The organism is Sulfurimonas sp. HSL3-7 (assembly GCF_039645985.1).
In the GTDB taxonomy this organism is placed as follows: domain Bacteria; phylum Campylobacterota; class Campylobacteria; order Campylobacterales; family Sulfurimonadaceae; genus Sulfonitrofixus; species Sulfonitrofixus jiaomeiensis.
This window is the reverse complement of record NZ_CP147919.1, coordinates 2,061,474-2,087,212: the sequence shown is the minus strand read 5'-3', so window position 1 is coordinate 2,087,212 and position 25,739 is coordinate 2,061,474. Positions and strand designations below refer to the sequence as shown.

The 25,739-nt window shown below is 49.3% G+C and carries 26 protein-coding genes; 12 read left to right on the top strand and 14 right to left on the bottom strand.

What is annotated here, in order from left to right; genetic code table 11:
* Positions 1 to 114: 114 nt before the first annotated feature.
* Both hrpB and WCY20_RS10415 read right to left on the bottom strand, forming a co-directional pair.
* Positions 115 to 2,637: an ATP-dependent helicase HrpB gene (hrpB, locus tag WCY20_RS10420; RefSeq protein ID WP_345974941.1), complete on the bottom strand. Its 2,523-nt coding sequence runs from the start codon at positions 2,635 to 2,637 to the stop codon at positions 115 to 117.
* 950 nt (positions 2,638 to 3,587) lie between these two features.
* Entirely contained in the window at positions 3,588 to 3,938 is a 351-nt protein-coding gene (locus tag WCY20_RS10415) for a hypothetical protein (RefSeq protein WP_345974940.1), read from the bottom strand.
* Positions 3,939 to 4,045: 107 nt separating this feature from the next.
* Here WCY20_RS10415 and rlmF point away from each other — a divergent pair, with 107 nt between their 5' ends.
* The gene (gene rlmF, locus WCY20_RS10410) at positions 4,046 to 4,996 is read left to right on the top strand and encodes a 23S rRNA (adenine(1618)-N(6))-methyltransferase RlmF (protein ID WP_345974938.1); all 951 of its coding nucleotides are present in this window, start codon (positions 4,046 to 4,048) and stop codon (positions 4,994 to 4,996) included.
* Positions 4,997 to 5,049: 53 nt separating this feature from the next.
* On the opposite strand, the gene WCY20_RS10405 is transcribed toward rlmF, so the two are convergent.
* From WCY20_RS10405 to WCY20_RS10390, 4 genes are read right to left on the bottom strand one after another with little or no spacing between them, the layout of a single operon-like run.
* Positions 5,050 to 6,990: an EAL domain-containing protein gene (locus WCY20_RS10405; RefSeq protein WP_345974936.1), complete on the bottom strand. Its 1,941-nt coding sequence runs from the start codon at positions 6,988 to 6,990 to the stop codon at positions 5,050 to 5,052.
* Positions 6,956 to 7,516: a hypothetical protein gene (locus WCY20_RS10400; RefSeq protein ID WP_345974935.1), complete on the bottom strand. Its 561-nt coding sequence runs from the start codon at positions 7,514 to 7,516 to the stop codon at positions 6,956 to 6,958. The genes WCY20_RS10405 and WCY20_RS10400 overlap by 35 nt, the downstream gene beginning before the upstream one ends.
* Complete coding sequence (locus tag WCY20_RS10395; protein WP_345974934.1) at positions 7,516 to 9,627, bottom strand: TonB-dependent receptor; 2,112 nt, start codon at positions 9,625 to 9,627, stop codon at positions 7,516 to 7,518. Before WCY20_RS10395 ends, WCY20_RS10400 begins: the two co-directional genes overlap by 1 nt.
* Positions 9,624 to 10,205 carry a GNAT family N-acyltransferase gene (locus tag WCY20_RS10390; RefSeq protein ID WP_345974932.1) on the bottom strand — a complete coding sequence of 194 codons (582 nt, stop codon included), beginning with the start codon at positions 10,203 to 10,205 and terminating at the stop codon, positions 9,624 to 9,626. The genes WCY20_RS10395 and WCY20_RS10390 overlap by 4 nt, the downstream gene beginning before the upstream one ends.
* A 281-nt stretch (positions 10,206 to 10,486) precedes the next feature.
* Here WCY20_RS10390 and WCY20_RS10385 point away from each other — a divergent pair, with 281 nt between their 5' ends.
* Together WCY20_RS10385 and WCY20_RS10380 are read left to right on the top strand one after the other, a co-directional pair.
* Complete coding sequence (locus WCY20_RS10385) at positions 10,487 to 11,356, top strand: DUF808 domain-containing protein (RefSeq protein WP_345974930.1); 870 nt, start codon at positions 10,487 to 10,489, stop codon at positions 11,354 to 11,356.
* 181 nt (positions 11,357 to 11,537) lie between these two features.
* Positions 11,538 to 12,233 (top strand): lysophospholipid acyltransferase family protein, encoded by a 696-nt coding sequence (locus WCY20_RS10380; protein ID WP_345974928.1) that lies wholly within the window; start codon positions 11,538 to 11,540, stop codon positions 12,231 to 12,233.
* 36 nt (positions 12,234 to 12,269) lie between these two features.
* Here WCY20_RS10380 and WCY20_RS10375 read toward each other — a convergent pair whose 3' ends face one another.
* The 3 genes from WCY20_RS10375 to WCY20_RS10365 all read right to left on the bottom strand — a co-directional run bounded on the left by WCY20_RS10375 (position 12,270) and on the right by WCY20_RS10365 (position 13,810).
* Positions 12,270 to 12,797: a 3'-5' exonuclease gene (locus WCY20_RS10375; RefSeq protein WP_345974927.1), complete on the bottom strand. Its 528-nt coding sequence runs from the start codon at positions 12,795 to 12,797 to the stop codon at positions 12,270 to 12,272.
* Between the two features lie 3 nt (positions 12,798 to 12,800).
* Positions 12,801 to 13,475, bottom strand: coding sequence for a helicase-related protein (locus WCY20_RS10370; protein WP_345974926.1), 675 nt, complete (start codon positions 13,473 to 13,475; stop codon positions 12,801 to 12,803).
* An 80-nt stretch (positions 13,476 to 13,555) separates the two neighbouring features.
* On the bottom strand, positions 13,556 to 13,810 hold the full coding sequence (locus WCY20_RS10365; protein WP_345974924.1) for a hypothetical protein: 255 nt from the start codon (positions 13,808 to 13,810) through the stop codon (positions 13,556 to 13,558).
* Between the two features lie 244 nt (positions 13,811 to 14,054).
* Between WCY20_RS10365 and WCY20_RS10360 the strand changes: the two genes are divergently transcribed.
* The 5 genes from WCY20_RS10360 (at position 14,055) to WCY20_RS10340 (ending at position 17,852) form a co-directional block, all read left to right on the top strand.
* A complete protein-coding gene (locus WCY20_RS10360) occupies positions 14,055 to 14,921 on the top strand; it encodes an OmpA family protein (RefSeq protein WP_345974922.1) in 867 nt (288 codons plus the stop codon).
* Between the two features lie 336 nt (positions 14,922 to 15,257).
* Positions 15,258 to 16,280, top strand: a complete 1,023-nt coding sequence (locus WCY20_RS10355) for a DUF2235 domain-containing protein (protein ID WP_345974920.1) — start codon at positions 15,258 to 15,260, stop codon at positions 16,278 to 16,280.
* 43 nt (positions 16,281 to 16,323) lie between these two features.
* On the top strand, positions 16,324 to 16,620 hold the full coding sequence (locus tag WCY20_RS10350; RefSeq protein WP_345974918.1) for a hypothetical protein: 297 nt from the start codon (positions 16,324 to 16,326) through the stop codon (positions 16,618 to 16,620).
* Between the two features lie 12 nt (positions 16,621 to 16,632).
* Complete coding sequence (locus tag WCY20_RS10345) at positions 16,633 to 17,064, top strand: hypothetical protein (RefSeq protein ID WP_345974917.1); 432 nt, start codon at positions 16,633 to 16,635, stop codon at positions 17,062 to 17,064.
* Positions 17,065 to 17,219: 155 nt separating this feature from the next.
* Entirely contained in the window at positions 17,220 to 17,852 is a 633-nt protein-coding gene (locus WCY20_RS10340) for a hypothetical protein (RefSeq protein ID WP_345974915.1), read from the top strand.
* A gap of 85 nt (positions 17,853 to 17,937) precedes the next feature.
* On the opposite strand, the gene WCY20_RS10335 is transcribed toward WCY20_RS10340, so the two are convergent.
* The gene (locus WCY20_RS10335) at positions 17,938 to 18,774 is read right to left on the bottom strand and encodes a CheR family methyltransferase (RefSeq protein WP_345974913.1); all 837 of its coding nucleotides are present in this window, start codon (positions 18,772 to 18,774) and stop codon (positions 17,938 to 17,940) included.
* A gap of 281 nt (positions 18,775 to 19,055) precedes the next feature.
* Between WCY20_RS10335 and WCY20_RS10330 the strand changes: the two genes are divergently transcribed.
* Positions 19,056 to 19,967: a DUF4382 domain-containing protein gene (locus tag WCY20_RS10330; RefSeq protein ID WP_345974911.1), complete on the top strand. Its 912-nt coding sequence runs from the start codon at positions 19,056 to 19,058 to the stop codon at positions 19,965 to 19,967.
* Positions 19,968 to 20,081: 114 nt separating this feature from the next.
* Here WCY20_RS10330 and WCY20_RS10325 read toward each other — a convergent pair whose 3' ends face one another.
* Positions 20,082 to 20,648: a sigma-70 family RNA polymerase sigma factor gene (locus WCY20_RS10325; protein ID WP_345974910.1), complete on the bottom strand. Its 567-nt coding sequence runs from the start codon at positions 20,646 to 20,648 to the stop codon at positions 20,082 to 20,084.
* A gap of 121 nt (positions 20,649 to 20,769) precedes the next feature.
* Between WCY20_RS10325 and WCY20_RS10320 the strand changes: the two genes are divergently transcribed.
* Positions 20,770 to 21,324, top strand: a complete 555-nt coding sequence (locus WCY20_RS10320) for a hypothetical protein (protein WP_345974909.1) — start codon at positions 20,770 to 20,772, stop codon at positions 21,322 to 21,324.
* Positions 21,325 to 21,422: 98 nt separating this feature from the next.
* On the opposite strand, the gene WCY20_RS10315 is transcribed toward WCY20_RS10320, so the two are convergent.
* Both WCY20_RS10315 and WCY20_RS10310 read right to left on the bottom strand, forming a co-directional pair.
* On the bottom strand, positions 21,423 to 21,698 hold the full coding sequence (locus WCY20_RS10315; RefSeq protein WP_345974907.1) for a hypothetical protein: 276 nt from the start codon (positions 21,696 to 21,698) through the stop codon (positions 21,423 to 21,425).
* A gap of 15 nt (positions 21,699 to 21,713) precedes the next feature.
* Positions 21,714 to 22,631 (bottom strand): hypothetical protein, encoded by a 918-nt coding sequence (locus tag WCY20_RS10310; RefSeq protein ID WP_345974906.1) that lies wholly within the window; start codon positions 22,629 to 22,631, stop codon positions 21,714 to 21,716.
* 165 nt (positions 22,632 to 22,796) lie between these two features.
* Here WCY20_RS10310 and WCY20_RS10305 point away from each other — a divergent pair, with 165 nt between their 5' ends.
* Both WCY20_RS10305 and WCY20_RS10300 read left to right on the top strand, forming a co-directional pair.
* Complete coding sequence (locus WCY20_RS10305; RefSeq protein ID WP_345974904.1) at positions 22,797 to 23,273, top strand: DUF2603 domain-containing protein; 477 nt, start codon at positions 22,797 to 22,799, stop codon at positions 23,271 to 23,273.
* A 150-nt stretch (positions 23,274 to 23,423) separates the two neighbouring features.
* Positions 23,424 to 24,053 carry a serine esterase gene (locus WCY20_RS10300; RefSeq protein ID WP_345974902.1) on the top strand — a complete coding sequence of 210 codons (630 nt, stop codon included), beginning with the start codon at positions 23,424 to 23,426 and terminating at the stop codon, positions 24,051 to 24,053.
* 52 nt (positions 24,054 to 24,105) lie between these two features.
* Here WCY20_RS10300 and WCY20_RS10295 read toward each other — a convergent pair whose 3' ends face one another.
* The gene (locus WCY20_RS10295) at positions 24,106 to 25,689 is read right to left on the bottom strand and encodes a diguanylate cyclase (protein ID WP_345974901.1); all 1,584 of its coding nucleotides are present in this window, start codon (positions 25,687 to 25,689) and stop codon (positions 24,106 to 24,108) included.
* Positions 25,690 to 25,739: the final 50 nt, after the last annotated feature.

Genomic DNA, 25,739 nt, shown 5'->3' with positions numbered 1-25,739 from the left:
TATCTGCTTCGAATGATGTTAATAGGAGCTGTATACCGGTCATTTAGACGGGAAATGAAAGGGAGGGTGCTGTTTTGAGGCTAGCTTGCAAGAGAAGGCGGTTCTGCTAACCGTTTACATGTTTTTTTTGGTCTTGCTGGTGGCCCGGGCCGTGAAGGGGTCGTCGGGCCAGTAGTGTTTTTTGTACTTGCCGCGGAGCTCCTTTTTGACCTCATGATAGGTGCTTTCCCAGAAGCTGTACAGATCCTTCGTCACCTGCATCGGACGGTGCGCCGGCGAGAGCAGCTCGATGGTGATCGCCACGGTGCCGTTGATGAGACGCGGTGTTTCCAGCATACCGAAAAGCTCCTGCAGCCGTACCGCCAGTACCGGGGAAGCCGGGTCTTCGTAGTTTAGGCGTATGTCTGAGCCGCTTGGCACTTTAATTCTGGCCGGGGCGAGAATGTCGATATGTTTCTTCTGATCCCATGTAAGGAGAGACGAGAGCATCGTATAAGTGTCGAGCTTGCGGCAGGCTTTAAAGCTTTTTACCCTCTCGAGGTGCGGCAGCAGCCATTGTTCAAGATGCTCCAGCAGCCATGTGTCGCTGACGTCGGGCAGGTCACCGATGAGGGCTGCTGCTTTGTCATCTTGTTCTTTCCAGTAATTCAGGAAGTCCATTCTTTGGCGCAGAGCGAGTGCCTCTTTCGACCATGTCAAAGTGTCCAGCCCCTTCTCTCTGACCGCGCCGAGCAGTGCCATCTTGATCTCGCTGTCGTCAATGTTTCGGAGAGGGCGTTCATTAAGCGTGATCGCACCGAGCCTTGTTACCTCTCTTGCTTCGACCCGCTCGCTCTCATCGTTCCACCTCGTCAGACGCTCTTTTACAATAAGGTCGCCGAAATACTCTTGCATCGTGGTCTCAAAGAGTGCTGCGCCACGGAAGATGCGGGCGTTGTTCCCGGCGGCATCGAGGTCGGCAATGACAAGGTAGGGTTCGCCGAAGAGTCCGTCTTCGCTGTTTAGAACGGCACCCTTTCCTCCGCTGAGAAGGTAGCGGCTCTCTTTCGGGCCGCGGCATCCGGCGATACGGTCGGGGTAGGCGAAACCCAGCAGAAGACCGACGGTATCGGCACGGCTTTGTTTGATTTTACCGCTGCTGTTAAGTTTTTTTCGCAAGGCCGAAGCCGTCTCCAGGACGCGCCTGAAGGCTCCCTGGTCGATGTGGCTGCCCGAGTGGCGCTCCTGTAGGGCATTTACTCTCAGAGAGAGGTCGGCCGAATGGCGGGCGCTGCCGGTGAAGATCTCTTTTTCGCTCAGCAGCGCGGCGATCAGGCAGCCAGTCTCCCCGTAGCCGAGTTCGGAGCCTTTGAGGATCATATGGGCAAGGCGGGGGTGGGTTCCCAGTTCAAGTATCTTCCTGCCGTGCGGGGTGATCGTGTTGCCCTCTAGGGCGCCGAGTTCTCTGAGCAGTTCGCGGGCATGTTCGACGGCTGCTGCGGGCGGAAGGTCGAGCCACTGCAGCTCGTCCACTTCCTCGACGCCCCAGTTGGCAAGTTCGAGCATCATCGGTACAAGGTCGCTTGTCATTATCTCCGGGGTGCTGTGGCGCGCAAGCGGACGGTGCTCATGCCAGAGACGGTAGCATCTCCCCGGGCTCAGACGTCCCGCACGGCCGCTGCGCTGCACTGCGGCGTCCTGCGATACAGGGAGAGTGTGGAGGCGGTTCATCCCCGAACCGCTGTCAAAGGTGGCAACCCGCTGCAGGCCGGCATCGATGACGACGGTGATCCCTTCGATGGTGAGACTTGTCTCGGCAATGTTGGTGGCAAGGACGATCTTGCGTTTTCCCTCGCTGCAGGGTCTGATCGCAGCATCCTGAGCCTGCTTGCTCATGTCGCCATAGAGCGGGGCGATGATGAGGTTGTCTTCTTTGAACGTCTCGCGCAGTTTAGCTTCGGTCTTTTTGATCTCCCTGACCCCCGGGAGAAAGACCAGGATGCTGCCCTTTTCACGGCGCAGAACGTCACCGACTGTCTTGGCAATAAGCGCACTCAGCTGCATCGGTGAGGGGTGGGGTGTTTTGCTGTCGAGGTAGATGTTCTCTACCGGAAAACTGCGCCCCTCGCTGGTGATGACGGGGGCATTGCTAAGAAGGGCGGCAATGGCTTCGGTGTTGAGGGTGGCGGACATCACCATGATCTTGAGATCGTCGCGCAGCAGCGCCTGCGACTGCAGGGCAAGCGCGAGGGCAAGGTCGCCGTGGAGGCTGCGTTCGTGGAACTCGTCGAAGATCAGCAGGGCGGCGTTCTCGATCGCCGGATCGCCCTGGAGCATGCGGGTCAAGATCCCCTCGGTCACGACAATGATCTTTGTCCTGCTGCTTACACAACGGTCCGCGCGGATCTGGTACCCCACCGTCTCGCCGACCTTTTCTCCCAGCAGTTCGGCCATGCGGGCCGCGGCGTTTCGTGCAGCCAGGCGGCGCGGCTCGAGCATGATGATCTGGCGTCCCTCCAACCATGTCTCATCCAGCAGCGTAAGGGGCACCGCCGTCGTCTTACCCGCACCCGGAGGAGCCTGAAGCACGAGCCGGTTCGATTCGCTCAGGGTGGTGACGATACGGGGTATGACCTGACGGATAGGGAGGTTTTGCATGCGGTATTATAGCGCAGGAGAGGAGTTAAATAGACGCCCATCCAAGTTTAAAATGTCATAGAAGTTATCGCTCTTTTCTTTGCGTCTGACCATTAGTTCCGGCACCAGTGCCGGAATGCCACATAGTAAAAAGTGACATCCTAGCTGTCAAAATACATTCATAAAGAAGTTGTACAGCTTGGATCTATTGTGGTGAAGATATAGGAACGAATGACTTTTGTTTCATACACTCTTTCCTTTTTACGACTCGCAATTTAGTTGCTCCCTGTATTGTGCTTTAGCACTTATACGCCGCAAAAAAGGAAACGACAAAGCTCTCGTGACGGCTTTACCCAAGGGCATTTCCTTTGGTCACGGCCTGGCGGGCTACTGGGTACTAAACTTCCAATCAATTTGACACTAAAAACGGCAAACTCACTTACGTTCAAACAAGCCGTTTTCTTAACGCATCAAATTGATTTCCAGTTTGCTCTGCAGATGCCACGAAAAGAGCCAAGCGGTAACGCATATGCTGCCGCGGTGAAGCTGAAGCATAACACCTTGTCGCGTCGGCTATAAAAAGCAAAGCAGTTTGCTTTTTATTTAACGCCTTTGGCACTAAAAGCTGTCGCTTTTCAATTCGGCTATGCCTCATTGTAGGGAACATGAAATTTCCATACTATCCATGATGTCTTAGAAGTTTATATTTTGGACGTCTGACCATTAATTCCGGCAGCAGTGCCGGAATGCCATCTGTTGACAGGTGAAAGTGTTGAAAATAATTTTTGGCCGAAGGGTATTGCACTCTCTTTTTTTCCTCAAGGTTTTTTCTCTGTGCTAGCAGAGAAAAAAAGTTGAATACTAACTATTGAAAAATATTCAAAAGAAATTGAGCCGCTAACATGCTTGCTATGATAATGAAAAACATGTAAAAACAATGATCTTTTGAACCGTTCTCGACAAAGATCAGCTTACTCCCCGTGAAAATGGTGTTCCAGAGTCCGTCGGTACTCTTCGCAGACCTTCCTGCCCGTCTTCCCGTGCTGACCGATTTTCAGAACCTCTCTGATGAAGTTGATGGGGTACTCGACCGCATTACCCGCATCGTGTTCAAAGATCTCGTCGAGGGTCTTGTACATCAGCTCATAGCTCTCATTATCGACAAGCTTGAGGCATTGAAGGATCTCTTCGGCCCGTATAAGCGAAGCATCATTGAACTCGCCGCGCTCATGGAGCCCTTTTCTGATCTCGACATAATCTTTTAGGCTTTTCCTGTTAAGGACGTGGTCGGTAAAAATATCGATAAGTGAGTTTGTTTGCATCGCTCTTCCTTTTTTAAACAGTTCTTTGTTTGTTTATTATACTGCCGAAATATAGCAAAAGTATAGCAATGACAGTTGTGCTGATATCTCTGTATAATACGGTTACAATGAAAATGATCAAAAAACACGATAAGGGTCTGCACCCGCGGAACCTTCATAATGACCGCTACGACTTCGAAGCACTGATAAAGAGTGAGCCAAAACTCGCCCCTTATGTCCGCGAGAACCCGTACGGCGACCTCTCCATCGACTTTGCCGATCCCGATGCGGTTTTGGTTTTGAACAAAGCGCTGCTCGCACACTTCTACGGCATCAAAAACTGGCGTATTCCCAAGCAGTATCTCTGCCCGCCGATCCCGGGGCGTGCCGACTACATCCACTACGTGGCGGACCTTCTGGCGGTGTCGAACGGCGGCGATGTCCCGACAGGTTCAAGGGTCACGGCCCTGGACATCGGCGTGGGGGCAAACTGCATCTACCCCGTCATCGGTCACAGCGTTTACGGTTGGCGGTTCGTCGGAACGGACATCGACCCGACATCGATCCGCTCCGCACAGTCCGTCATCGATGCCAATGATGCCCTCGTCGGCAATATAGAGCTGCGTCTGCAGAGCAATCCCGAGCATATTTTCAGCGGTATCATTCAGAAAAACGACCGCTTCGATTTGACGCTCTGCAACCCGCCGTTTCACCGCTCTGAAGAGGAGGCAAGTGCGGGAACCAAGAGGAAGATCAGAAACCTCACCGGCAAGCAAAGCAAAGGGAAGACGCTCAACTTCGGAGGACAGAGCAACGAGCTTTGGTGCAGAGGGGGCGAGAGCGCCTTTATACGAAAAATGGCGAAACAGAGTGCCGTACATGCCGCAAAAGTCTTCTGGTTTACCACCCTCGTTTCCAAAAAAGAGAACCTTACCGCCATCTACAAAGCATTGAAACCGCTCAATCCCGTTGAGGTTCAGACCATCGAGATGAGACAGGGGCAAAAGATAAGCCGCATTGTCGCATGGACCTTTTTGACAAAGAAGATGCAGCTGCAGTGGCGCAAAGAACGCTGGTGATGTATTGAGAAAGGTATGCGCGAAGTGCGTGAAAGAGCAGAACGGTGATTGCCCTAAAGTGTATCGGGGAGAGGCTCACCGAGATGGAAGCCCTGTGAACGCTCGATACCGAGCTCTTTGACAATTTCGTACACTTCGGCGTTGTGAACGAATTCGGCAATACATATCAGGTTGCGTTTGTTGGCAAAATAGACGATCGCCTGGATGATCGAAATCGCATTGGCATCGGTATGGAGATTCCGGATGAGGCTGCCGTCGATTTTGATGTAGTCGATCTTGAGTTGCAGCAGGTGTTCGAAGTTGGAGTAGCCTGAACCGAAATCGTCAATGGAGAACCGGCAGCCGAGCGCCTTCATCTCTTCGATAAAGCTGAGGATCTCCGGATAGTTTTCGATTCCGACGGATTCAAGGATCTCGAAAATAATCTGCTCCGCGACACGGTGCGTTTCTATCTGCTCTTTGATAAACAAGACGGTATCCTCATTAAGGATGTCATCTACGGAGAGATTGATAGAGAAATGGTCAGGTCTGCCACTAAAATGGCGGCAGCTTTTCTCCACCATGATCATCGTCAGACGGGGATAAAGCCGTGCTTTTTTAGAGATTTCAAGGAAATGAAACGGCGTCAGGACATTGCCGTCGGGTTCAACCAGCCGGACCAGACATTCATAACTGCTGACGGCGCCGGATCGGTTGTCGAAGATAGGTTGGTAATAGGGAACGATACGATCTTCGGAGATCGCAGCTGTGAGCCTTTGGGTCCATTGCATATTCTGATGGTACTGATGCTCGATATTGAGGCTTCCGTCATAGATCATGAAGGGTTTGTGACGGCTGCGGGCTGTTTTGAGAGCGATATCGGCCTTCTCCATTCCTTCTACGATGTTCATTGTTGCGCCAAGTGTGCTCCGGATGTTGAGCCTGGCCTCCTCGTAATCGATAGGGGTGGCTTCGATGACGGTGTTTAATTCGTTTAATAACAGTTCCAGATTATGATAGTCAAGGGCATGGTCGGTGAAGAGGGCAAACTCGTCGGCGGAGAGCTTATAGACGGACATGTCCGTCTCATTTTTGCTGAGATGTGTAAGTGTCTTGGCCAGGGTATTAAGAACATGGTCTCCGGCAATGTGGCCGTAAAAGTCGTTGATCTGCCGGAATTCATCGATGTTGACAAGTATGAGTACGCCGTGACGCGCTTTGCCGATATCTTCCATCAGCCGTGTACGGTTTGGCAATCCGGTCAGTGCATCGGTATAAAGCTGACGTCTCAGCTGGCTTGTCTTTTTTGCGACTTCCTGTTCCAGAATCTGCGCCGTATTCTCCTGCTGCTCGGCGTAGTCGGAAATACGTATATTCATCACTTTCAAGGCAGTGGCAATATCGCTTATCTCATTGTTTTTCTTATAAGGGGGAAGCGAAAGTTCCTGACCGGGGGTAAAACCGGCAACCTCTGAAGCAATACGTTTAAGCGGTGTAAGCAGATGGCGGAGGTAAAAGGTAAACAGGAATATGAGCAGACTCAGTACGCCGAGTAATATCAAAAAAACCATTCTGTACTGCCTGGCGAGATGGTGGTAATGCTCACTTGAGTAGGAGAGGTGAAGTTTAGCGATCGGATGATGGTTGACGGGGTGGATCAGCTCTGTTTCGACATTGAAATCTTCATCTGTATCGCTGCTGTCGATTTCCGTATTTTTGCGTCTGACGATACGCTGACCGTCTTGAACAAGCTCAAAAGAGAGAATATTGGGGTTGGCGGTGATTTGGTCGGCTATGGCCAACACATTCTCATTACGGCCCAGATAGAGTTCAACGGCCAGCATGGGTGCAATCATTTCGGCAATGATCTCCGCTTTGTCTTTTTCGGCCGTGTAAAGCGCATCTTTAGTTATTTTGCCAAAGACCAGAAAGATCGCAAAGAAGAGCAGAAAAAAAACAAGAGCGACGGAAAGAACGATTCTAGTGGAGAGGGAATGCGCTTTCTTTATTATCATCAAAAAACCTTACAACATGATAGAGCGTGTCTGAAAATTCAATCCCATAGTACGGCAGCATCGGCTTGTTCATATAGATCACCGTCGAACGCTCCAGGTTCAGGGAAAAAAGATAGCCTTCATTCAGATAGGCGGCATCCTCCACAAAAGAGACGATCTGTTTCTTAACGGCCAGTTTGGCAGGCTCATCGATATGCTTTTCTGAATGAAGTGCCATAACGGCACTCGCTTCAACTGTCTCATTGAGTTTGGAATATTGTATCAAAATTACTTTAAAAGGGTACCCTTCTATGCGCCCTTTGTACTGTTGTTCCATCAGGGACTTGAGTCTGGAAGCCGTCAAGGTGTCTTCAGCTTCGTGGACAATGGCAAAAACGATGCTGCCTTGAACCAGCAGCTTTTCCGGTTCTTTGGCAAGCAGCAGAAGCTTGGGGAAGATGGATGCCTGGGCTTTGAGCATCAACGGGCTATAGCTGAATCCGAAAAGCGGAACAACGATAAGCATGCTGACGAGCCATATTCGCATTAAAACTCCTTGCTCAAAGTGAGCAGAAAAGTACGGCCGTCCTGCGGGTAATCATTGGTATAGGTATTCGGCTCTGAAGGGTAGACGACATCGGCATCGGCAAGGTTCTTGACGCTGGCTGTTACATTGAACTGCCGTGCTGGGTTCTGGTAGTGCGCAGAAAGGTCCGCTGTAAAATAAGAGGGCGTATCGTCACGCTGATCACCTTCAATACGGGATTTACTGCCGACATATTTCAGGACCGTTCCGGCACTCAACTCCGGAGAAAACTTGTAGAGATAACTCGCTTTTGCCAGGTGCTGTGCGACATTGGCCAGAGGATTTCCCTGATCATCGGAACCGTCGACGTAGGAATAACTGGCATAGAGCTGGTCATGCGGCAATATCTGGGTGCTTGTTTCCAGTTCAAACCCGTAGATATCGGTATTGTGGTTGTTAAGATAAAGGTGCAGGGCATTGTTCTTATCGATCTGGTCTTTGTTTATCAGGTAGAAAACATCAGCCTGCAGATAGCTGCTGCCGCTGAATTTTTGAATGAATGCCAGTTCAAAAGCATCCACGGTTTCGGGTTTAAGGTCGGTGTTGCCGACACGCGCCGCGTTGTTAAGCGTATAGAGTTCCTGCCAGGAGGGGTTGCGGTGTGAATGGCTGTAGATGGCTTTAAAGATACGCTGCATGTCACTTTGGTAGACAAAAGATATCCTGGGATCATACTGTATCTTTGATAATGAAGTCTTTTCAATATTGATGCCATAGAGTATGCCGAGTTTTGTCCCGATCTCCATCTGATCCTGCAGGGAGAACATCGCAGTGTCGCGTTTTGCATCAATATCAAAAAAGGGGAGAGTATCCGTATAGTCAACCAGCCCTATGCCGGTATCCCTGTCGGTCGTTATCGTAACGATGTTGTAGGTCTCTTCCCGACTCAGACGGTAGCCGATGGTGATTTGATGGTTATCCACCCCGCTGTATTTAAGATAGGCAGATTGGTAAAAAGAGCGCTGATCAGCCTGATGAATTCCATAAAAACCGTCCGTAAAGGTGACTTTTTCATGGAGAGGATCGGAAAGACTAGGAAGTTCGAATCCTGCTGGTACCGATCTGGCATCACCGCTGAGGCTGTCATATTTTGCGCCGATCTTGATGACGGCCTCAAGGTCACCGAAATGCTTGTCCCAGCCCAATTCCAGCAGATAGGCAGGCATTTCGATACGATCATCATCTTGTGGGAGTAAACCGTTAAGACCGTAGGCACTGCCATGGGTATAACTGTTCCCTCTTGCTTTGAAGCTGAAGGCATCGTAATCAAGCTGCAAACCGAGAGCATAGGTCGTTGTCTGCAGCGGGGCATCTCCACTTTGTGCAAGAGCGGTATTGTCGATGGTATAAAAGGGTGTTTGATAGTTATAAATACCAGTGGCAGCCGCATCCGGACCGGCATACAGTGTTTTTTTATCCTTCTGGTAGTAACCGTCGGCATGTATGCGGAGTTTGCCTTCGGTGGCGGAAGAGGTGAACCCGACGGCCAGTGCGTTGTAGGATCCGGTTTTGGCGAAGACACGGTTGAGTGGTTCGCCGATCTCTTCAGCATAGGTAATGACCTGGATGGAACCGGCATAGGCGTTGATGCCGTCTGTTTTACTGCCGGGTCCACGAACTACTTCAATCCGTTTGATGACTTCGATGGGCATATAGTGATAACTTGCAAACCCGTCAATAAAAGTATCATTGGCGAGTATGCCGTCAATCAGCAGTTTGACCTGCCCGAAGGCCAAAGGGTTGGAACCCCGAAAAATTGGAGTTTTCATATCCATAAGGTCGGTGGCAATATCGACACCCGGTATCAATTCCAGGGCTTCTCCGAGTGTTGAAATACCGAGTTTTTCAAGTCTTTTTCCATCCAAAACGGAGATGATATAGGGCTGGTACGGTTCATTTGCTTTCGTTTCTGTGGCGGCCTCTGTAAAGTGTTCAAGATCCCTGCCAATCTGCTGCGTAACCGAAGCGAGATGCGGAATATTAGTCGATGAAAACTCCTTTAGTGACTCTTCTGCCTGCAGCAAGACGGTACTGCAGGCCAACAGCATGAAACTGAAATATCGGGCTTTCACTGTATTTCGCTTTTACTGAAAAGTTCACGATTGGCGTCGTACAATTCATCCATATATAAAATAGAGGGATAGCGTTGCCCAATATATGGTTGAAGATCTCCAATGCGCTTATAGGGAAAATTCAGCATGTTGAGTAATCGAAAAAACGGTTTTTCCAGGGCAGCAAAAGTATAGGCTATATTGAGATTTACCATGGTGGGATAGATAATAATTTTGAGATCATTGAAAAGGGGTTTTAGTTCCGAAATACTACGGAATTTCGGTGTGACAAATACTCTCGAAAGTTCACCGAGCTGTTCCTGATCAAAGTGCCAAGTATCCGTATCGTAGGTCATATAATTTGTAGTAGGATAACCAATGGGAGAGTGGTGAATAAGACGTGTGCATGCTACAACTTCGCCAGCTTCATCAAAGGCGGCGAAATGCTCAGAGTAAGCGTCGTATTCATCTGTCTCACGGTTAGGCTCACAGTTGTCCAGCTCAGTGACCCCCAATTTTTCACAGACAATCTGATATCGAAATGCATATATTTTTTCGAGCTGATCTTCCGTGCTCACTTTGATAACCTGATAGGACATTCTCAGCTTTTCCTTATTTTTGCAAAAATAATAGCACACAAACTTAGTCAGAGAGGATAAAAGCGATGAAAATTAAAGAATATTTGAACGATATTTTTCTGTTTTATCTTTCAGCTGCAGATAAAATGCAAAGGAGCACAGTCTTAGGCACAGATAAAACGTAAAGAAAAATGATGGTCTAATGCCTTTTTTGTCGTCAGAATGGAAAGGTTTTTTAAATAGTCAATGCAGCAATGTTCTTTTCGATAAAATAGAGTCTGCAAAACAGCAAAAGGAGTAGTATGACAGCAGGTTTTTTCGCTGTATTTGACGACATCGCAGCGTTGCTTGACGATGCGGCGGCAATGAGCAAGATCGCCACGAAGAAAACGGCAGGGGTATTGGGTGACGATTTGGCCGTCAATGCCGAGAAGGCATCTGGCTTTGCCTCTTCGAGGGAGCTTCCCGTCCTGTGGGCCATCACGAAAGGCTCGTTCCGTAACAAGCTGATCATCCTGCCGTTTGCCTTTCTGCTGAGTGCTTTTGCCCCGTGGATCATCGTCCCTATTTTGATGCTCGGCGGACTCTACCTCGCTTTCGAGGGGGCGGAGAAGATCTATGACTATTTTCAGCCGCATCCCCATGAAAAAGAGGAATTTAGCGCTGTCTCGACAGAGACCATCCTGGAGCATGAGGCAAAGAAGATCAAGTCGGCCATCCTCACCGACTTCATCCTCTCCATCGAGATCGTCATCATCGCGCTGGGAACGGTGGTGGAAAAAGAACTGCCGGTCCAGATCGTAGTCGTCTCTTCCGTGGCGATTTTGGCGACCATAGGGGTTTACGGTTTTGTCGCACTGCTGGTGCGGATGGACGATATGGGCTTCAAACTTATCGCGATCGCCGACAACAGGAACAGACCCCTTGAAGCTGTCGGCAAGACGCTTGTCCTGGCCCTGCCGAAGGTGATCAAGCTTCTGACGGTGGTCGGGACACTGGCAATGCTTCTTGTTGCCGGCGGCATCTTTGTCCACAATGTCCATCCGCTTCATGACGCCCTCCATTTCATGCCGAGCCTGCTGGCCGAAATGGTAACGGGCGTGGTTATCGGGGCGCTTGTCTTGATGGCAGAAAAGCTGTTTATAAAGCTCAAGACGGTCATTGCAAGGTAAGCCCCGTCAGTAAAGGGCAGCGCAAAAATGGCCACTCCTTCATGGCATAAATGTTTTTTTTATGGGGAATACCTGGCATTTAAGATAAGATTACGTTATCTATTCCAATTTTTTAAAGGCAAGGAATTGCAGATTTACTTCCTCTTGTATGGGTCCTCAATTGAACCTTAATCGCATTAAGATGGCGCTTTACGCCACATATCTGACAAACAGATACGGTTTGACACTCAAGAAAACAGACTCAGGTGCAGCGAAAAAGAGGCTCAGGCTTGAATATGCCCAAAAACTTCTCGCTGCACTGCACATCGATGTTGTCGTCAAAGGGAAAGAGAAACTGCCCAAAGAGGGGCGTTTCCTACTCATCACAAATCACCGCAGTATTATTGATCCGCTGATCATCGAAGTGGCGCTCAAAGAGACGGATATTTTCGGCCTGTGGGTTTCGAAAAAAGAGCTTTACAACTCTTTCTTCTTCGGTATTTTTACCAGAAACGCGGGAAGTATTCTCCTGGACAGGGAAGCCAAGCAGATGAGCGGATTTTTTAAAGATATCAAATCCGGTGTCGATGAGGGGAACTCGATCTTTCTTTTTCCTGAAGGCACCCGCAACAAAGAGGCGAGCGATCTCTCCGATTTTAAAGAGGGCGCCCGCATTATCGCTTTGAAAAACAGGCTCCCGATCCTGCCGATCTATATTCGGACCAATGCAAACGACGTTCTGGAAGCCGCTTTACAAAACAGACCGAAGCAACAGCACGCTATCACCGTCGAGATAGGTGAGCTGATGGACTATAAGGATAGATCTGTCGACTTAGAAGAGGCCTACCGGAAGATCTTTGATCTTGACGAGAAAGTTTTTCTCGGAGCGGATCTGTAAGGGGACCTTCTATGCAGGAGTGCAATGGGTTGAAGGTCAGATCACCGTGCTATTCATGGAATTTAAAACTTCCAATGTCTTCGTGACATCATAGATAGCGCTGTGATACTGCGCATCATCAAAATCAATACCGTAAAATGCACAGGTCTCTATGAGCTTCGGGTTTTTCAGATTGCCTTTTATATTGACAGCATTGACCGCCTTTTTGTTCTCTTTCATCGTGCAGAAGTGACGCTCAAATGAGACAAGAGTACCTAGATGGCGAAGCTCAAAAGCGATATTGTGGGCGACCAGCGTTTTGGCCCCGCTACAAAAATCGATGAAATCACGGTCATCTTCAAAATACTCCGCATAGCCGGCACTGTTTCTAAGCGTTTCGACTTTTTGCGGGGAGAGTTTATGGACAAGCAGGGCATGAGGGTTCACCGTATATTTGGAGTAGTAGTAGCGGTGAAAGGTGTCGGTAACAATATACTCTCCACCGCTCATGAACGCTCTAAACGCGGCAACCTCTATGACATCATGGATGTTGGATGAGTTTGTCTCAAAGTCCAGGATTATCATGCGCTATTGATCGTCCTGCGGCTCTTCGGGGTGCGCATCTTCTTTCGCTTTGTCCCCCCGCTTTCGTTTCTGTTTACGGTGGCGCGGTTTCTTGTTCCGGTCTTTCGTGCGCTGCGGTGTCTCTTCGGCGGCAGATTCGGGTTCCGGTACAAAACCTTCAACCTCCTCTTCGGGGATCTCCTGCCTGATAACCCGTTCAATGTCAAAGCGTTCGCGCTCCTCTTCAGGAGTGACAAGGGCGATGGCTTCACCTGTCTCGCTCAGGCAGCCTAAACGGCTGAGATAGTTCTCCGGCTCCGTCGGAAGGTCATAACTCACCATGCGGGCAATATTGCTGAGTCCAAGCGACTGCAGGATCATGTCGGTGGTGATGAGGACGTTCAGCTTACCCTCTCCAAAAGCCTTGGCTGCCGCTTCGTTCTCCTGTGTTCTTTTGTTGCCGTGTATCGCCGCGGCGTTGATACTCCGGCTTTTAAGGAAAATACTCAGGGCGTCCGCATCACGTTTGGTTTTTGTGATGACAACGGTCTGTATATCATCGCTGCTTTTGATGATGTGTGCAAGGATAGCCGCTTTGTCACAGCCTGCGACAAGGTGCAGCTTCTGTCTGGTACGTTTAGCAACACTTATGGGGTCGTTGTAGATCTTTTCAGTGGGTTGGTCGGTTTGCTCAGGCATGTAATCGGTTCCTTTGAAGTAAGGCGCGATTATAGCTGAGCGCAGATGAAAAGGGGGTTTTCATCGCTGACCCGAGAGGGTTATAAAAGGGCTTCCGCTGGAATGATGTTTTTAAGTACGCTGCACAAGTCGCTGTAGCCTTCTACCTTTTGAATAGGCATGCCGAACTTGACAAGGTCGACTCTCGAAGGGCCGTTCAGACAATAGACGGTTTTCTTAGGCTGGGTCACGACCTTGAGATACTCTGATTCGATCAGGATATAGTTCTTCGCGTCGTAGGTAAAAAGAACCTCGTTTTTTTCATTTGTTTTAACATCTGTGATTTTATTACTCATAGGTAGCACTCCTTTATTTTGTGTTGCCATCATACAGAGCGCTTTGCTCAATTTTTATTTAGTTATTTGCAAGAGAGGAAAGCAGGGGTTCCATTTTATATAAGCTGTGTTTCCGTTACTGTAAGCAGAAAATATCTCTGCAGTGCGGAGGAAAGGGGGTGTCTCTTTTGATTATATCTTTTTGGATTTTCTGTTGTGATAGTTGAGTTATAATCAGAAAATAGTACAAAAAAAGGAGACTATCATGAGATTAGTCACAATTGCAACCCTGACTGTGGTAACACTGCTTAGTACGGGGTGTGTCACCAAACAGACGCATGAAGCGGCGTTGCAGGAACTTAACAAAACGCGCGATTCCTTGGGTTCGGCGCAGAAGACCATCCATGATCAGCAGCTCCAAATCGAAAGCAACGAAAAAGAGATCGCACGCAGCAAGGAGCTGATCGAACTCAATAATGTTGAACTCTCGGACCTTGACTTGAAAAAAGCGGTGCTTCAACGGGAGCTCGATGAAGCCCAGAAACTCTTGAACACTGCAGAGTCGCAGCTGCAGGCGTCAAGGTCCAGGCTGAGTGACTCAGAGGCACAGCTTGAGACCATGCGTCAGATCGAGGCGGAGACCAAAAAGCGCAACGAGATCTACGCCCGTTTTGTCACTGAACTCCAAAAAATGATCGACGGCGGACAGCTGACAGTCAGCATCGAGCAGGGCCGCATTGTCATCAACCTGCCGGACAACGTTCTCTTTGCAACAGGCAGCGCCCGGGTAAATGCTGACGGGCAGGTAGCGCTCAAGCAGATCGCCAACGTGCTTAAAGAGTTCTCCGACCGCCGATTCCAGATCGAAGGGCATACGGACAATGTACCGATGAAAAGTGCCCGTTTCCCAAGCAACTGGGAACTTTCCACCGCGCGGGCCCTGAGCGTTGTCCACCTGATGATACAAGAAGGGGTGGCAGCTGAAAATGTTTCGGCAGCAGGCTTCGGTGAATTTCATCCCCGTGCGGACAATGAGAGCAAGGAGGGCCGAGCCCTAAACCGCCGCATCGAGATCATCATGCAGCCGAACCTTGAGATCCTCTCCAACGAACTGCCGAAAGTCGCCGAGTAATCTCTTTTCCAATCTACTCTTTCTCCCCTCTCAGAGTCCTGCCCGGGCTCGCCCCTTCATTTACGGCTTCGGTATTGATGATTATGATTTACACCGCTATCTCCAGACGCAACATTAACCTCTCGCACAATATAGGAATTTGTCCGACTTTCACGTTATAATTGATTTGTATGAGTTGATAAGAGTTGCTGGGATGAGAGAAGGATGGGGCCTATGCGAGGGCTCTTCTTCTGACTGCTTTTAACGACAAAAACCTCTTTCAGCAGCTTGAATCCAGATTTTATTTCCAAGGAGAAAAAATGGCAGGAATCAAAATCCGATACAGCGAGGCAGAACATGGCGGAGCCTAAAAACATCATCATCTGTCTTGACGGGACATGGAACAAACCGGATGAAGGGCGGCATGAAGAGAATAAAGAGACCAATGTCAGAAATCTGTGGGAACTTCTGGAGAAAGATGAGCCGCAGAAGCAGGTGGTCTATTATGACGAGGGGGTGGGGTCACACTGGTATGACCGTATCCGCGGAGGTGTTTCGGGCCGCGGCCTCTCCAAAAACATACGCGAAGCCTATTTTGAGGTCTGCAGACACTATGTGCCGGGAGACAGGGTTTCGATCTTCGGTTTCAGCCGGGGGGCCTACACGGCGCGCTCTCTTGCCGGAATGGTCTACAGCTGCGGCGTTATTCCCAGAGAGCAGCTTACGGACAACGCTATCGAAGAGGCGTTTGAGGTCTATAAAAAGGCGGACAAGCCGACACGGGCCGAATATAAAAGCAAAAACATCACCTGCGAGATCGAGATCGTAGGGGTATGGGACACGGTGGGAGCATTGGGGATCCCTGTCGGTTTTTTAAAGAAGTACACCAACAAGTTTCTGCAGTTTCATGACACCAAGATCAACAGGGAGATCAAGCACGCCTACCATGCTCTGGCGATAGACGAGCAGCGCGAGACCTTTCGGCCGACACTGTGGCATGTCAGAGATAAAAATGCACATCAGGATATCGAACAGGTCTGGTTCGCGGGTGTGCACTCCGATGTAGGCGGCGGTTATAAGCAGCGTGCGCACTCGGATATCGCATTTCGGTGGATGATCCACAAGATCCGTGACATGGTCCTTTTGGATGACTCGACCTATCCGTACCGAGTTGACGCGACCAAAGAGATCCATGACTCGTATAAGATCTATTACGGTCCAAAAGAGAGACGGGTGGCTTCTGCGACGGATATCTATACGCCGTATGTTCACGCGAGTGTTCTGGAGAAGATCCAAAAAGTACCGGACTACAGGGCGCTGGCACTGGTCGACATCGAAGACAGGGCGACGCTCGCACCGTACAGAGTGGTCCACGAGTGAGCATCTAGGCTGCACGCTGCGATACATGTAATAAAGGAAAAAAATGGGTAAAAAGACAATGAATATTCTGATCTTTTTGACTCTCGCTGCACCTGCCGCTGTGACGGCGGGTGCCCTGGAGAGATATCAGGTTCCGGAAGTGAAGAGCAACTCGGCAGAGATCCGCGTGGAGGAAAAGGTCTATACTGATTTTCGCAATAAAGCAAAGGAGTATTCACCGGAAAAACGGGAAAAACTCAAAGCATATTACCGTCAGAAGATGAAACAGTCCGTTCGGGAGAGAAACTTTGATGCCGCTTCACACTATCAGAAGCTTCTGGATATTTTGAATTCTTTGTAAAAGGTGGCGGGTATGAAAAGGATAATAGAGCAGATACTCCTGCTGATGGCCCTGGTCACACTGCCTTCAGGAGTACTCTATGCTACGGCAGATGAGAATATCAGTATGTTTGAAGATGAGTTCGATTACAGCAATGTGCCAAAGCAGGTGCAGTCCGAAAGCGACAGCGCACAATTGGCTGTGATCGAAAATACCTATCGATATGTGGTGATCACGGCGATCCTTTATGCCTTTACACTGGTCATCATCACCATCCTGATGAAGATAACGCCGCAGCATCAGGCAAAAGACATTGTCACGGTGGTCGGTCTGGTATCGGTCATATTCGGAGCGATACTGCTTGTCCTGGTTGTCGATACGTCAGATGCGCTAACGGCACCGATGGGCATTCTCGGTGCAATAGCAGGATATCTATTCGGCCGGTCTCAGAAAGCGGAGGGGTGATCTATCGCATACCTGCTCATCATATCGGACAGGAGAGAGTAGAAGCCGTTTCCTGTTTCTTCGTTTAATGAGTATACTGTTTCAGATAGTCGGCACAGAGACCTGAATATTTGACCTGCTGTTCTTGCTTTTCAGTCCATTACGAAGGAACCATTGTGCCCATTCCCCAAACCATAGAGGCGTTGATCGAAGAGGTCAGGCATCTCGAACAGAAGATCGATGCGGAGCTTGAAAAGCGACAAGAGCCCTTTCGTTACCAGATAAAAAAGGGGAAAGTCATCTTTGAAAAAGAGCTGCTGGCACGTCAGAAGCTCTTCAAGAAAAATCTTTTCACCTACCTCTCCGAGGTTCCGCTCCTCTCCTTCCTCGTTTCGCCTGTCATCTACAGTATCATCATCCCGGCCGTCATTTTGGATATTTTCGCCACACTCTATCACGCTGTCTGCTTTCCGGTCTACAAGATCCCAAAGGTGAGGCGAAGCGACTATATCATCTTCGACCGTCATAAGCTCGGCTACCTCAATCTGCTCGAAAAGATGAACTGCCTCTACTGCGGCTACATTAACGGACTCGTCGCCTACGCGCAGGAGATCTCGGCCCGTACCGAACAGCGTTTCTGCCCCATTTCGCATGCAAAAAAACCGCACCAGACCCATTCGCGCTACCGTTATTTTTTCAGCTACGGCGACGGCGAACGCTATAAGGAGGAACTCTTTCAACTGCGCCTGAAGTTTGAGGACCTTCAGCAGAGAGAGAAGAAAGAGGACGAAGCAGACGCGGTTAAGTAGGTTGGCTTAGGTTTCTCGGAAACGGCATCGCCGTCAAGCATTGTTTTCAAATTGAAACGCCGAATACGCCACCGAAATGGTACGGTTACTTTCTTTTATACGTTTTGTCTATGCTCCGATATAAGCCCGGCCAACGGCTTAGCGGTTCGAATCCCGCTGCCCCTTCGGGCAGAGACTCATGGGTGCCGATGAGCAGATAGCCGCCGGGTTTGAGCCTCGCTTCGATCTGCTTCAGCAGTGTTCGCTGCAGTGCATCGTCAAAGTAGCTGAAGATGAGGTTGCGGCAGAGTATGAGGTCAAACGTCTCTTCAGGCATCTCGTCTCTGATGTCCTGGTGAGAAAAGGTCACCGTCTTTTGATACTCTTTTTTGAGACAGTAGCTGCCGTTTTCGACATAAAACGCGCGCTCTAGCAACGGTTTCGGCAGCTCTTTGAGGCTGCTGTAGCGATAGCAGGCCTTTCCGGCCCGTGCCAGCATTGCAAGATGGCTGTCCGTTGCGATGATCACCACTTTCAGTACAGGAAATTTCGCTGCCAGTTCCATCTGCCAGAGAATCGAGAGGGTATAGGGCTCCTCTCCCGAGGCACACCCGGCGCTCCAGATCCTGAGGCTTTTCGCTTCCTTCTCGCACGCTTTTTCCGCCAGCTCCGGAAGCACTGTCTCTTTTAGATGTCCATAGATCCCCCTGTCCCGGTAGAAGCGGGAGATCGTAATGCGGCACATACCGTCAAGCAGATCCCATTCGTTTTGCGCATAGTCAAGATATTCACCGTACGCGTCAAAATCTGAGAGGCCGAGTGCTTTGATGCGTCTTTCAATCCGTTTGCAGACCTGTTTCCGTACTTTCCGAAAACCGTGCCATTGCAGACGGAGTGTCGGCATTATACGCTGCAAAAAGCTGACGCATTCCCAATCTTTCATCGGCGCTTTCTCCCCTTCTTATCCGTCAACAGGTCTCTTATCGGCCCTTTAACAGATATTTTCTCATAATGAAGATGTATTGCATGTTAAGAATGCAGCCCGAAATGAAGCAGGAAGGGGGCATGGGGTTTGTCATGCACACGGTCGGATCTTTTGAGAAAAAAAGCGGGTCGGAGCATTGGGCCTGAAGGCATCTTCCCGATAGTACTAGTCCAAAATTTTGGGAGGATTCTAAGCTTTCTTCTTTTAAAATGAATAATAGCACGACAAAAGGAGACGTTATGCGTTGGTCTAAAATTTTTGCAGCCGTTGCAGGCACATTGGCAGTTTTTATGTTTTTTAACTGTGGAGGCAGCGGTTCTAACAGCATTGGGACCGGGACGTTGTCTTTACGTCTGGCTGATGCGCCGCTGATTGACGACGGGAGCGTGACCGGCGTCTATATCACGATTACCGGAATCGAGTACCATACGAGCGATGGCAGCTGGAAAACGATGGATGAGTTTAACACCTCCGTCAACCCTATCAATCTTCTGGAATGGCAAGACGGAAAAAGCATCTCGCTGGGTGACTTTCAGCTGCCTGCCGGGAAATACACGCAGATGCGGTTTATGCTGGATGCCGCAGAAGAGCAGAAAAGACCCAAGAGCAATACCGGCTGTTTTATCGAGATCAACGACGTGAATGAGACGCTTTATGTACCCAGCGGTTCGCAGACAGGTTATAAGGCGGTCGGAAACTACGAAGTGCCGCGCAATGGTACCGTGGTGATGACCGCCGATTTCAATGTCCGAAAATCCATCGTCAGTTCGGGTGACGGCAGTTATTATAAACTGAAACCGACCATCAAACTGGTTGTTACGAACGAAGCCGGTACGATCAAAGGAACACTCGGCAATCTTGATACCAACAGCAGCTATGTCGTCTATGCCTATGAATATGTAGAAGGTTCATCTACATGGAACGATGAGGAGGCCAATGAACCGGCTCCTGAAGAGGTGCGCTTTGCCAATGCCGTTACCAGTTCACAGGTCAAGGACGGCGGCGCCTATATGCTCACATTCCTTGCGGCAGGAACCTATGATCTGATCGTCGCCAAATACGACGGCAACGGGGATTATGAGACATACTACATCCAGACAGAGATCACTGTTGAAAGTGCTGAAACCACCACGTTTGACTGGACACTGTAGACCGCTTCGCCGTTTATGACGCGGGCTTAGTGAACAACGTCACATCTACCTTTTTAGCGTGGGTGAGGGTATAAACGGCGTCAAAGAGTTTTGTTGAAAGAGGAAGATACAGCTTCAGCACTTTTTGGTAGCGCTGTTTTTGGGTGTACAGTGCGTCATGTTGTTCAAACGGTCTTTCTCGAATGTACAGCACTGTTCAAAAAACGTTTTCATCGAAGCTTTTCCTCTTTTTATCCGGGACTTTACGGTTGAAAGCTTTACCTTATTCTGCTCTGCATACTCCTGCTGGGTCTGTTCTTCCAGGTAGACCGCTTTGAGGGGATCTGAATAGTGCTTTGGCAGCTGGTGAAGAAACTTCTCGACACAGCAGTTCAGTTCATCATAGATCGTCTCATTCTCATCTTCGTTACTGTAAAAGAGTGCATCATCGATATCGACATAGTTCTCTTTTCGGCGGCGGTAGTAATCGATGATCCGGTTGGAGGCGATCTTGTAGAGCCAGCTTTGGACTTTCGTCTTCTCCTTTAGTGTCTCCAGCGAGTTCGCAGCTTTGAAAAACACGTCATTGAGAATCTCTTCGGCACTGTGGGCATCGGCCACCTTGTGCGAAATATACCGCAGGAGCGGTTGCCTGAACGTTTCGTAGAGCTTCTCGATCTCTTTTTCTCTGGATAACTGCATACGGTATTTTACCCTGTAATGGGAAACTGGCCGAGAGATGCAAAAGTTTCAAAAGCTTGCAACCTTTTTTTAATGCATTACGTCTTAGGCATGAAGAGACTTGAAAAAGGGAATAGATAACATGATTTTTACCGATAAAAAAGAGAGCCCATCATGCGGCTGCGCAACACAGGTGAATGCGGCAAGCGTCTGCCCGCAGTGCCATCAAAAAGGCAGCAAGGTTGAGGCGGTCACCGTACAATCGCAGTTGAAAAAGGAGCCGCTCAGCAACATGCATTCCACTAGGGATGCATTTAACTTCTGCACCAACCCCGTGTGCGATACCGTCTATTATGCCGACGACGGCAGTGAGAGCTTCGGGCAAAAAGAGATAAAGTCAAAAGTGACGCTGAAAAACGATGACCCCAAAACGCCGCTCTGCTACTGCAAAAAGCTGTTGAAAGGGGATGTCCTGGCGATGATAGAGAAGGGAGAGCCGGATATCGCCGAAAAGGTCAAAGCGATCATCGCAAATGGGAAGTCGTTTTGTGAAAAGTCCAACCCGAAAGGGACCTGCTGCACTGACGATGTAAAAAACTTTCTGGCCGGTTTCGGCATCTCCTGGGAAAAGCCGAAAAAACAGATGTTCAGTATGATGCCGCCCTCAAGCTGCTGTTCCTCCTCCGGCTGCTGCTGAGGTCTGTGCAGCATCGACCCCCTCTGTCGCGAAGATATCCCTTCGGAGACTAGGGGAACGAAGAAGTGCGTTTTTTTAGTACGGTGTAGTTGACCTTCTTATTCTCCCTCATTCGGGTCATAGGATATAACGGTCTCGTTCTCTTCATCAGGCGCCTGAGCCTTTGTCCCAGCATTTAGAACTTCGTCCACTTCTTTCACTTCTTTTTCCGAACGTTCCGGAATTTCTTTCGCCTTTTTGATCTCTTTTTCCGAGGCAGGCTTGGTGTACAGTGCGCTCTCCTCATCAAAGCCGTGCATTACAACGCCTGAACATCCGGCCAGTAACGTCATTGCCAGTACCGATGCTATTATCCCGTTCCCTGTTTTTCTCATAGGTGTCCTTTTAGGTCAGAATTTTACCAAATGTATAGATTGTTCTTTCATCTTACACCGTTTCGGCTGCGACTTTTTTTTCGCATCGCTGACGACGACAAGATGATGATTGTCGATCCATGAGACCCCTTCGACATTGCAGTAGAGCGTCCGGCCTTTTTTGTCTTTCGGAAAATAGTAGACCTTGCCGCTGCCCACGGTTTTCCATCTGTCAGTGTCGAGTTTTCCGATCCAGAGTGCCGATGATTCCTGTGAGCTGACCGCCAGCGTGTTGTCGGTGCTGATGTCCAGCCCGGAGTAGTCGGTGAAACGTAGGTTCTCAGGCAGAGGGATGGCACCTGTCAGATTCCATTTCTTCTTTTTTTTCACAAAGAACTGTATCGTCCCGCCGCCGGGTTTTTCGCCTTTTCGCCCCGCCTTGCAGCGGTTGCCCTCGCAGAGCGCCAGTAGGTAGTCCGTGCCGTTTCTGCGGAAAAAGGCCAGCCCTTCGAATCCCTTGTTGCCGCTCTCAAACCCGTAGTCCAGCCAGCGCTGCTTCGAGGTCGGTGAAAAGCCTCCGTCTGTCACACTCAGACGCCCCTGCCACATCCCCTTATGCTTCAGCGACTCTTCAACAAGGTAAAACTCGTTTTTCGGAGGGTTATAGGTAATGCCCTCAAATCCCACTTCTGCACGCTCTTTTCCCAGCAGTTTCACCTTGGTGAGCTTCGTGTTGACACGTGCCACCCGGCTGCTGTTGTCGAAGACAACATAGAAGCGGTTATTTGCAAAATGGACCCCGCTCGCTTCGTATCTCTCCATCTTGCCTTTGCCGTCAATGAGCTTTTTAAACTTGACCTCGTCGACTATTTTTAGCTCATCGCAAAGCGATTGGGCCGTTCCGAGAAAGAGCAGCGCTGTCAGTAAGATGACTGTTTTTAGTCTTTTCAACATTTTTCTTTTTATTCCAAAGGTTGTTTTCGGCGATTATATCAGAGTTGTGAGATCTTTGGAGATGCAAAAGTGCCTCTGCTGTCCTTAGTGAAAGGTTTCGATCTGTAAGCTTGTTCGGCTTTTTGGCTATGATAATAGAATGACAATCCATATGAAGGTTACACCATGACTTTCCCCAAACAACTGCAAAAAGATCTCGGACAGATCGCCGAAACGCTCAATTTGAATGCCGATGAGATGACCATCGTCAAAATGCGTCCGGGTATAAACGGGCGCCATAAAGAGCTGGAGCTGATTCAGGGGAACTGGGACACAGAGCACCCGTGGGTTATCATTGATGAAAACGATCTCCCCTATACGATGACTTCGGCTGAGTCTCTCTCAAAAATGATCGCCTTGTTCGCATCGGCGCAGGGCGAGACCTTTCGTCTTAAACTCGAAAAAGCGATATGGAAACAGTACCCGGTCGACTATTATGATGTGTGGGCCGTGGCGATGGACAGGATCAAACGGCTGGCAAAAAGCCGCCCGGAGAGCACTATCGTGAAACTCGATCTGGACTGGCTGGTCACAGAGATCAAACAGGAATACCCGAACCTCTTTTACCACATCGACCAATTGCTGGGGCAGGGGGAAAAGTAAGCGAAGCGCTCTACTTTAGCACTGTTGTTTATTTGAATATCTATTAAAGCAGCCTCTCCACCCAGCTATGAGATCAGAAAATCCTTCTTTCTGCCAAGATACTTTGATGACGACGGTCCGGATATCCATATAGTTTTTGTATAATGCCGCATGCAAAACCTACCCTTAGACAATATCTTTATCCCTTCAAAAGTCCCTTCCAAAAAGGTCATGATCATCCTTCACGGGCGCGGGGACTCGTCGGAAGGTTTTACGATGCTGCCGGACTTTTTACAGATCGAAACCATGAATTACCTTCTTCTGGATGCCCCGTTTGAGTACTTTACGGGGTTTTCATGGTACCAGCTGCCGCCGAACCAGCTTCCCGGAATACGACAGTCGAGTCAACTGCTTACCGAGACTTTGGACATGCTCTTCGAAGAGGAGTTTAATGCCGATGAGAGCTTTCTGTTCGGTTTTTCGCAGGGTTCGCTGCTCACCTTTGAGTTTGGTACGCGCTACCACAAGGTGCTTGCCGGTTACATCGCCGTCAGCGGCTATATCTATGATGCGTCCAAATTGCTGAGCGAGATGAACGAAGAGGCGGCCGCTTCGAACTGGTTATGTACCCACGGTACCGATGACAATGTATTACCTTTTGAAACCTCGAAAGAGCAGGTACAGCTGCTGCAGCAGAACGGTTTTAATGTGGCGTTCAAAGCGTATGCTAAAGATCACAGCATCGACCGTGAAGAGTTGGCGGATATCGCTGCCTGGATGCGAAAGATCATTGAAAAATAAATGATGTTGCGAAACGTTTAGAGAACAGGGTAAGTGATGTGACCGAGCGGGGTCAGCTTTCTGACATCGTCCCTTCAAAGGGTTTGGCACGGCAGACCCTGTTCCGACCGTTCTCTTTTGCTTCATAGAGGGCCGCATCAGCGCGTGTCATCGCCGCATCAAAGTTTTTGTCATCCCTGTTGACCTCGGCAACGCCAAGGCTGATGGTGAAGCGGAGTTCTGTGCCGTCGTCGAGTGTGATGACGAGTTTTTCGACTTCACGGCGCAAGGTCTCGGCCATGGCATATCCGCCCTCCATTACGGTCTCCGGAAGAAGAATAAGAAACTCTTCGCCGCCGAGACGACAGGTCACATCACTGACGCGTGTCGATTTTTTAAGGGTCTGGGCAAGTGCGATGATCACGTCGTCGCCCACCTGATGCCCATAGGTGTCATTGATGTTTTTAAACTTGTCGATATCGAGCATGACCACGGTAATGTGGCTCCTGTTACGGCGCATCAACCCTAAAAGATGGTCTGTGATTTCCGACAGGTATCGTCTGTTGTAGAGTTTTGTCATCGGGTCTGTCAGCGCCTGCTGCTCCAGTTCGTTGCGCGAAGCGGAAAGACGTTTTATCAGCGTTTTGACCCGAAAGAGAAGGAGTATGACGACAAACATCATGCCGACATAATATAGAGAGTTCACATAGATATCGAGCTTCTCTTTGACATAATAGAGTTTCCAGGGAATATCCTCAAACGCTTTTACATAGACATAATGACTGCCCAGGGAGAGATGACCGTTGTCGGTGACGGCCGACTCCAGGATCTCTCTGCTCAGCAGCTGAGATGCTCTAAAGATCTTTTCGACATCATACCCTTTAAGGTTGCTGGCGGCAACGATCTCATTGTTCTGACTGACAACAACGTAGGTCCCGTGATGAAGGTTCTTACTCTCAAGAAAAGCACTCTCCAGGGCAACGGCAATGTCCAGGTTGACGGTGCCGAGAAACTCGTTTTTGTCATAGAAAGGGTGCCCGATAGTGACCAGGACCTTCTCTTTTTGTGCCGATTTATGAAGCGGGGTAAAAAAGAGTTTTTTCTCAGGATTCAGTGCCGGCGTCGCATACTGCCACAGCGGTTTTTCAAGCATTTCGGCATGCCACATAAACTGATCTGACCATAGAAAAGGATAGGATGTGGAGAAGTTGTGTTTTGAAGCGTAATAGATTTGTTTAAAACTCTTGTTCAGCCCTTTGGCAATGGCAAAGTAGGTCGTCAGGGCCAATGACGTTGCCATCTCGTGGAGTACTTTTTTTGAGGATGTAAATCCGCCGAATCCGGTCAGGTTGGAGAGGGTCGGTTCATCCAGGGCAAAATCCCCTTGCACATTCACCCCGTGGACCTTGGCGACATACGCCAGGGGAATATCCTGATTTTTGTAGATCTCCCCAGCAGCGGCATATAGAGACAAAACAGAACCGATCCCGGTTTTGATCCGTGTCTCGAATTCGTTTGCGGTATTGTCCACTTCGATCCTGATATTGTTGCTCTGACTGGTCAGGGTCTGGTAGCCGACAACGATCATGACGACAGAGAGCAGACCGATTAAAATATTGATATAAAAAGCTTCTTTGTTAAATCTATTCTCTTTCATCACATCTTTTCCTTAAGTCGGTAGCTTATTATAGGTAACACTTCCTTGTA

What these genes read in the sequence shown, in the direction of transcription:
- WCY20_RS10305 (WP_345974904.1), top strand. Translation starts at nt 22,797, where the DNA reads ATGACTTTCCCCAAACAACTGCAAAAAGATCTCGGACAGATCGCCGAA.
- rlmF (WP_345974938.1), top strand. Translation starts at nt 4,046, where the DNA reads ATGAAAATGATCAAAAAACACGATAAGGGTCTGCACCCGCGGAACCTT.
- WCY20_RS10310 (WP_345974906.1), bottom strand. Translation starts at nt 22,631, where the DNA reads ATGTTGAAAAGACTAAAAACAGTCATCTTACTGACAGCGCTGCTCTTT.
- WCY20_RS10390 (WP_345974932.1), bottom strand. Translation starts at nt 10,205, where the DNA reads ATGTCCTATCAGGTTATCAAAGTGAGCACGGAAGATCAGCTCGAAAAA.
- hrpB (WP_345974941.1), bottom strand. Translation starts at nt 2,637, where the DNA reads ATGCAAAACCTCCCTATCCGTCAGGTCATACCCCGTATCGTCACCACC.
- WCY20_RS10370 (WP_345974926.1), bottom strand. Translation starts at nt 13,475, where the DNA reads ATGCCTGAGCAAACCGACCAACCCACTGAAAAGATCTACAACGACCCC.
- WCY20_RS10350 (WP_345974918.1), top strand. Translation starts at nt 16,324, where the DNA reads ATGGGTAAAAAGACAATGAATATTCTGATCTTTTTGACTCTCGCTGCA.
- WCY20_RS10365 (WP_345974924.1), bottom strand. Translation starts at nt 13,810, where the DNA reads ATGAGTAATAAAATCACAGATGTTAAAACAAATGAAAAAAACGAGGTT.
- WCY20_RS10405 (WP_345974936.1), bottom strand. Translation starts at nt 6,990, where the DNA reads ATGATAATAAAGAAAGCGCATTCCCTCTCCACTAGAATCGTTCTTTCC.
- WCY20_RS10315 (WP_345974907.1), bottom strand. Translation starts at nt 21,698, where the DNA reads ATGAGAAAAACAGGGAACGGGATAATAGCATCGGTACTGGCAATGACG.
- WCY20_RS10380 (WP_345974928.1), top strand. Translation starts at nt 11,538, where the DNA reads ATGGCGCTTTACGCCACATATCTGACAAACAGATACGGTTTGACACTC.
- WCY20_RS10375 (WP_345974927.1), bottom strand. Translation starts at nt 12,797, where the DNA reads ATGATAATCCTGGACTTTGAGACAAACTCATCCAACATCCATGATGTC.
- WCY20_RS10400 (WP_345974935.1), bottom strand. Translation starts at nt 7,516, where the DNA reads ATGCGAATATGGCTCGTCAGCATGCTTATCGTTGTTCCGCTTTTCGGA.
- WCY20_RS10300 (WP_345974902.1), top strand. Translation starts at nt 23,424, where the DNA reads ATGCAAAACCTACCCTTAGACAATATCTTTATCCCTTCAAAAGTCCCT.
- WCY20_RS10325 (WP_345974910.1), bottom strand. Translation starts at nt 20,648, where the DNA reads ATGCAGTTATCCAGAGAAAAAGAGATCGAGAAGCTCTACGAAACGTTC.
- WCY20_RS10330 (WP_345974911.1), top strand. Translation starts at nt 19,056, where the DNA reads ATGCGTTGGTCTAAAATTTTTGCAGCCGTTGCAGGCACATTGGCAGTT.
- WCY20_RS10385 (WP_345974930.1), top strand. Translation starts at nt 10,487, where the DNA reads ATGACAGCAGGTTTTTTCGCTGTATTTGACGACATCGCAGCGTTGCTT.
- WCY20_RS10355 (WP_345974920.1), top strand. Translation starts at nt 15,258, where the DNA reads ATGGCGGAGCCTAAAAACATCATCATCTGTCTTGACGGGACATGGAAC.
- WCY20_RS10415 (WP_345974940.1), bottom strand. Translation starts at nt 3,938, where the DNA reads ATGCAAACAAACTCACTTATCGATATTTTTACCGACCACGTCCTTAAC.
- WCY20_RS10345 (WP_345974917.1), top strand. Translation starts at nt 16,633, where the DNA reads ATGAAAAGGATAATAGAGCAGATACTCCTGCTGATGGCCCTGGTCACA.
- WCY20_RS10335 (WP_345974913.1), bottom strand. Translation starts at nt 18,774, where the DNA reads ATGAAAGATTGGGAATGCGTCAGCTTTTTGCAGCGTATAATGCCGACA.
- WCY20_RS10295 (WP_345974901.1), bottom strand. Translation starts at nt 25,689, where the DNA reads ATGAAAGAGAATAGATTTAACAAAGAAGCTTTTTATATCAATATTTTA.
- WCY20_RS10360 (WP_345974922.1), top strand. Translation starts at nt 14,055, where the DNA reads ATGAGATTAGTCACAATTGCAACCCTGACTGTGGTAACACTGCTTAGT.
- WCY20_RS10320 (WP_345974909.1), top strand. Translation starts at nt 20,770, where the DNA reads ATGATTTTTACCGATAAAAAAGAGAGCCCATCATGCGGCTGCGCAACA.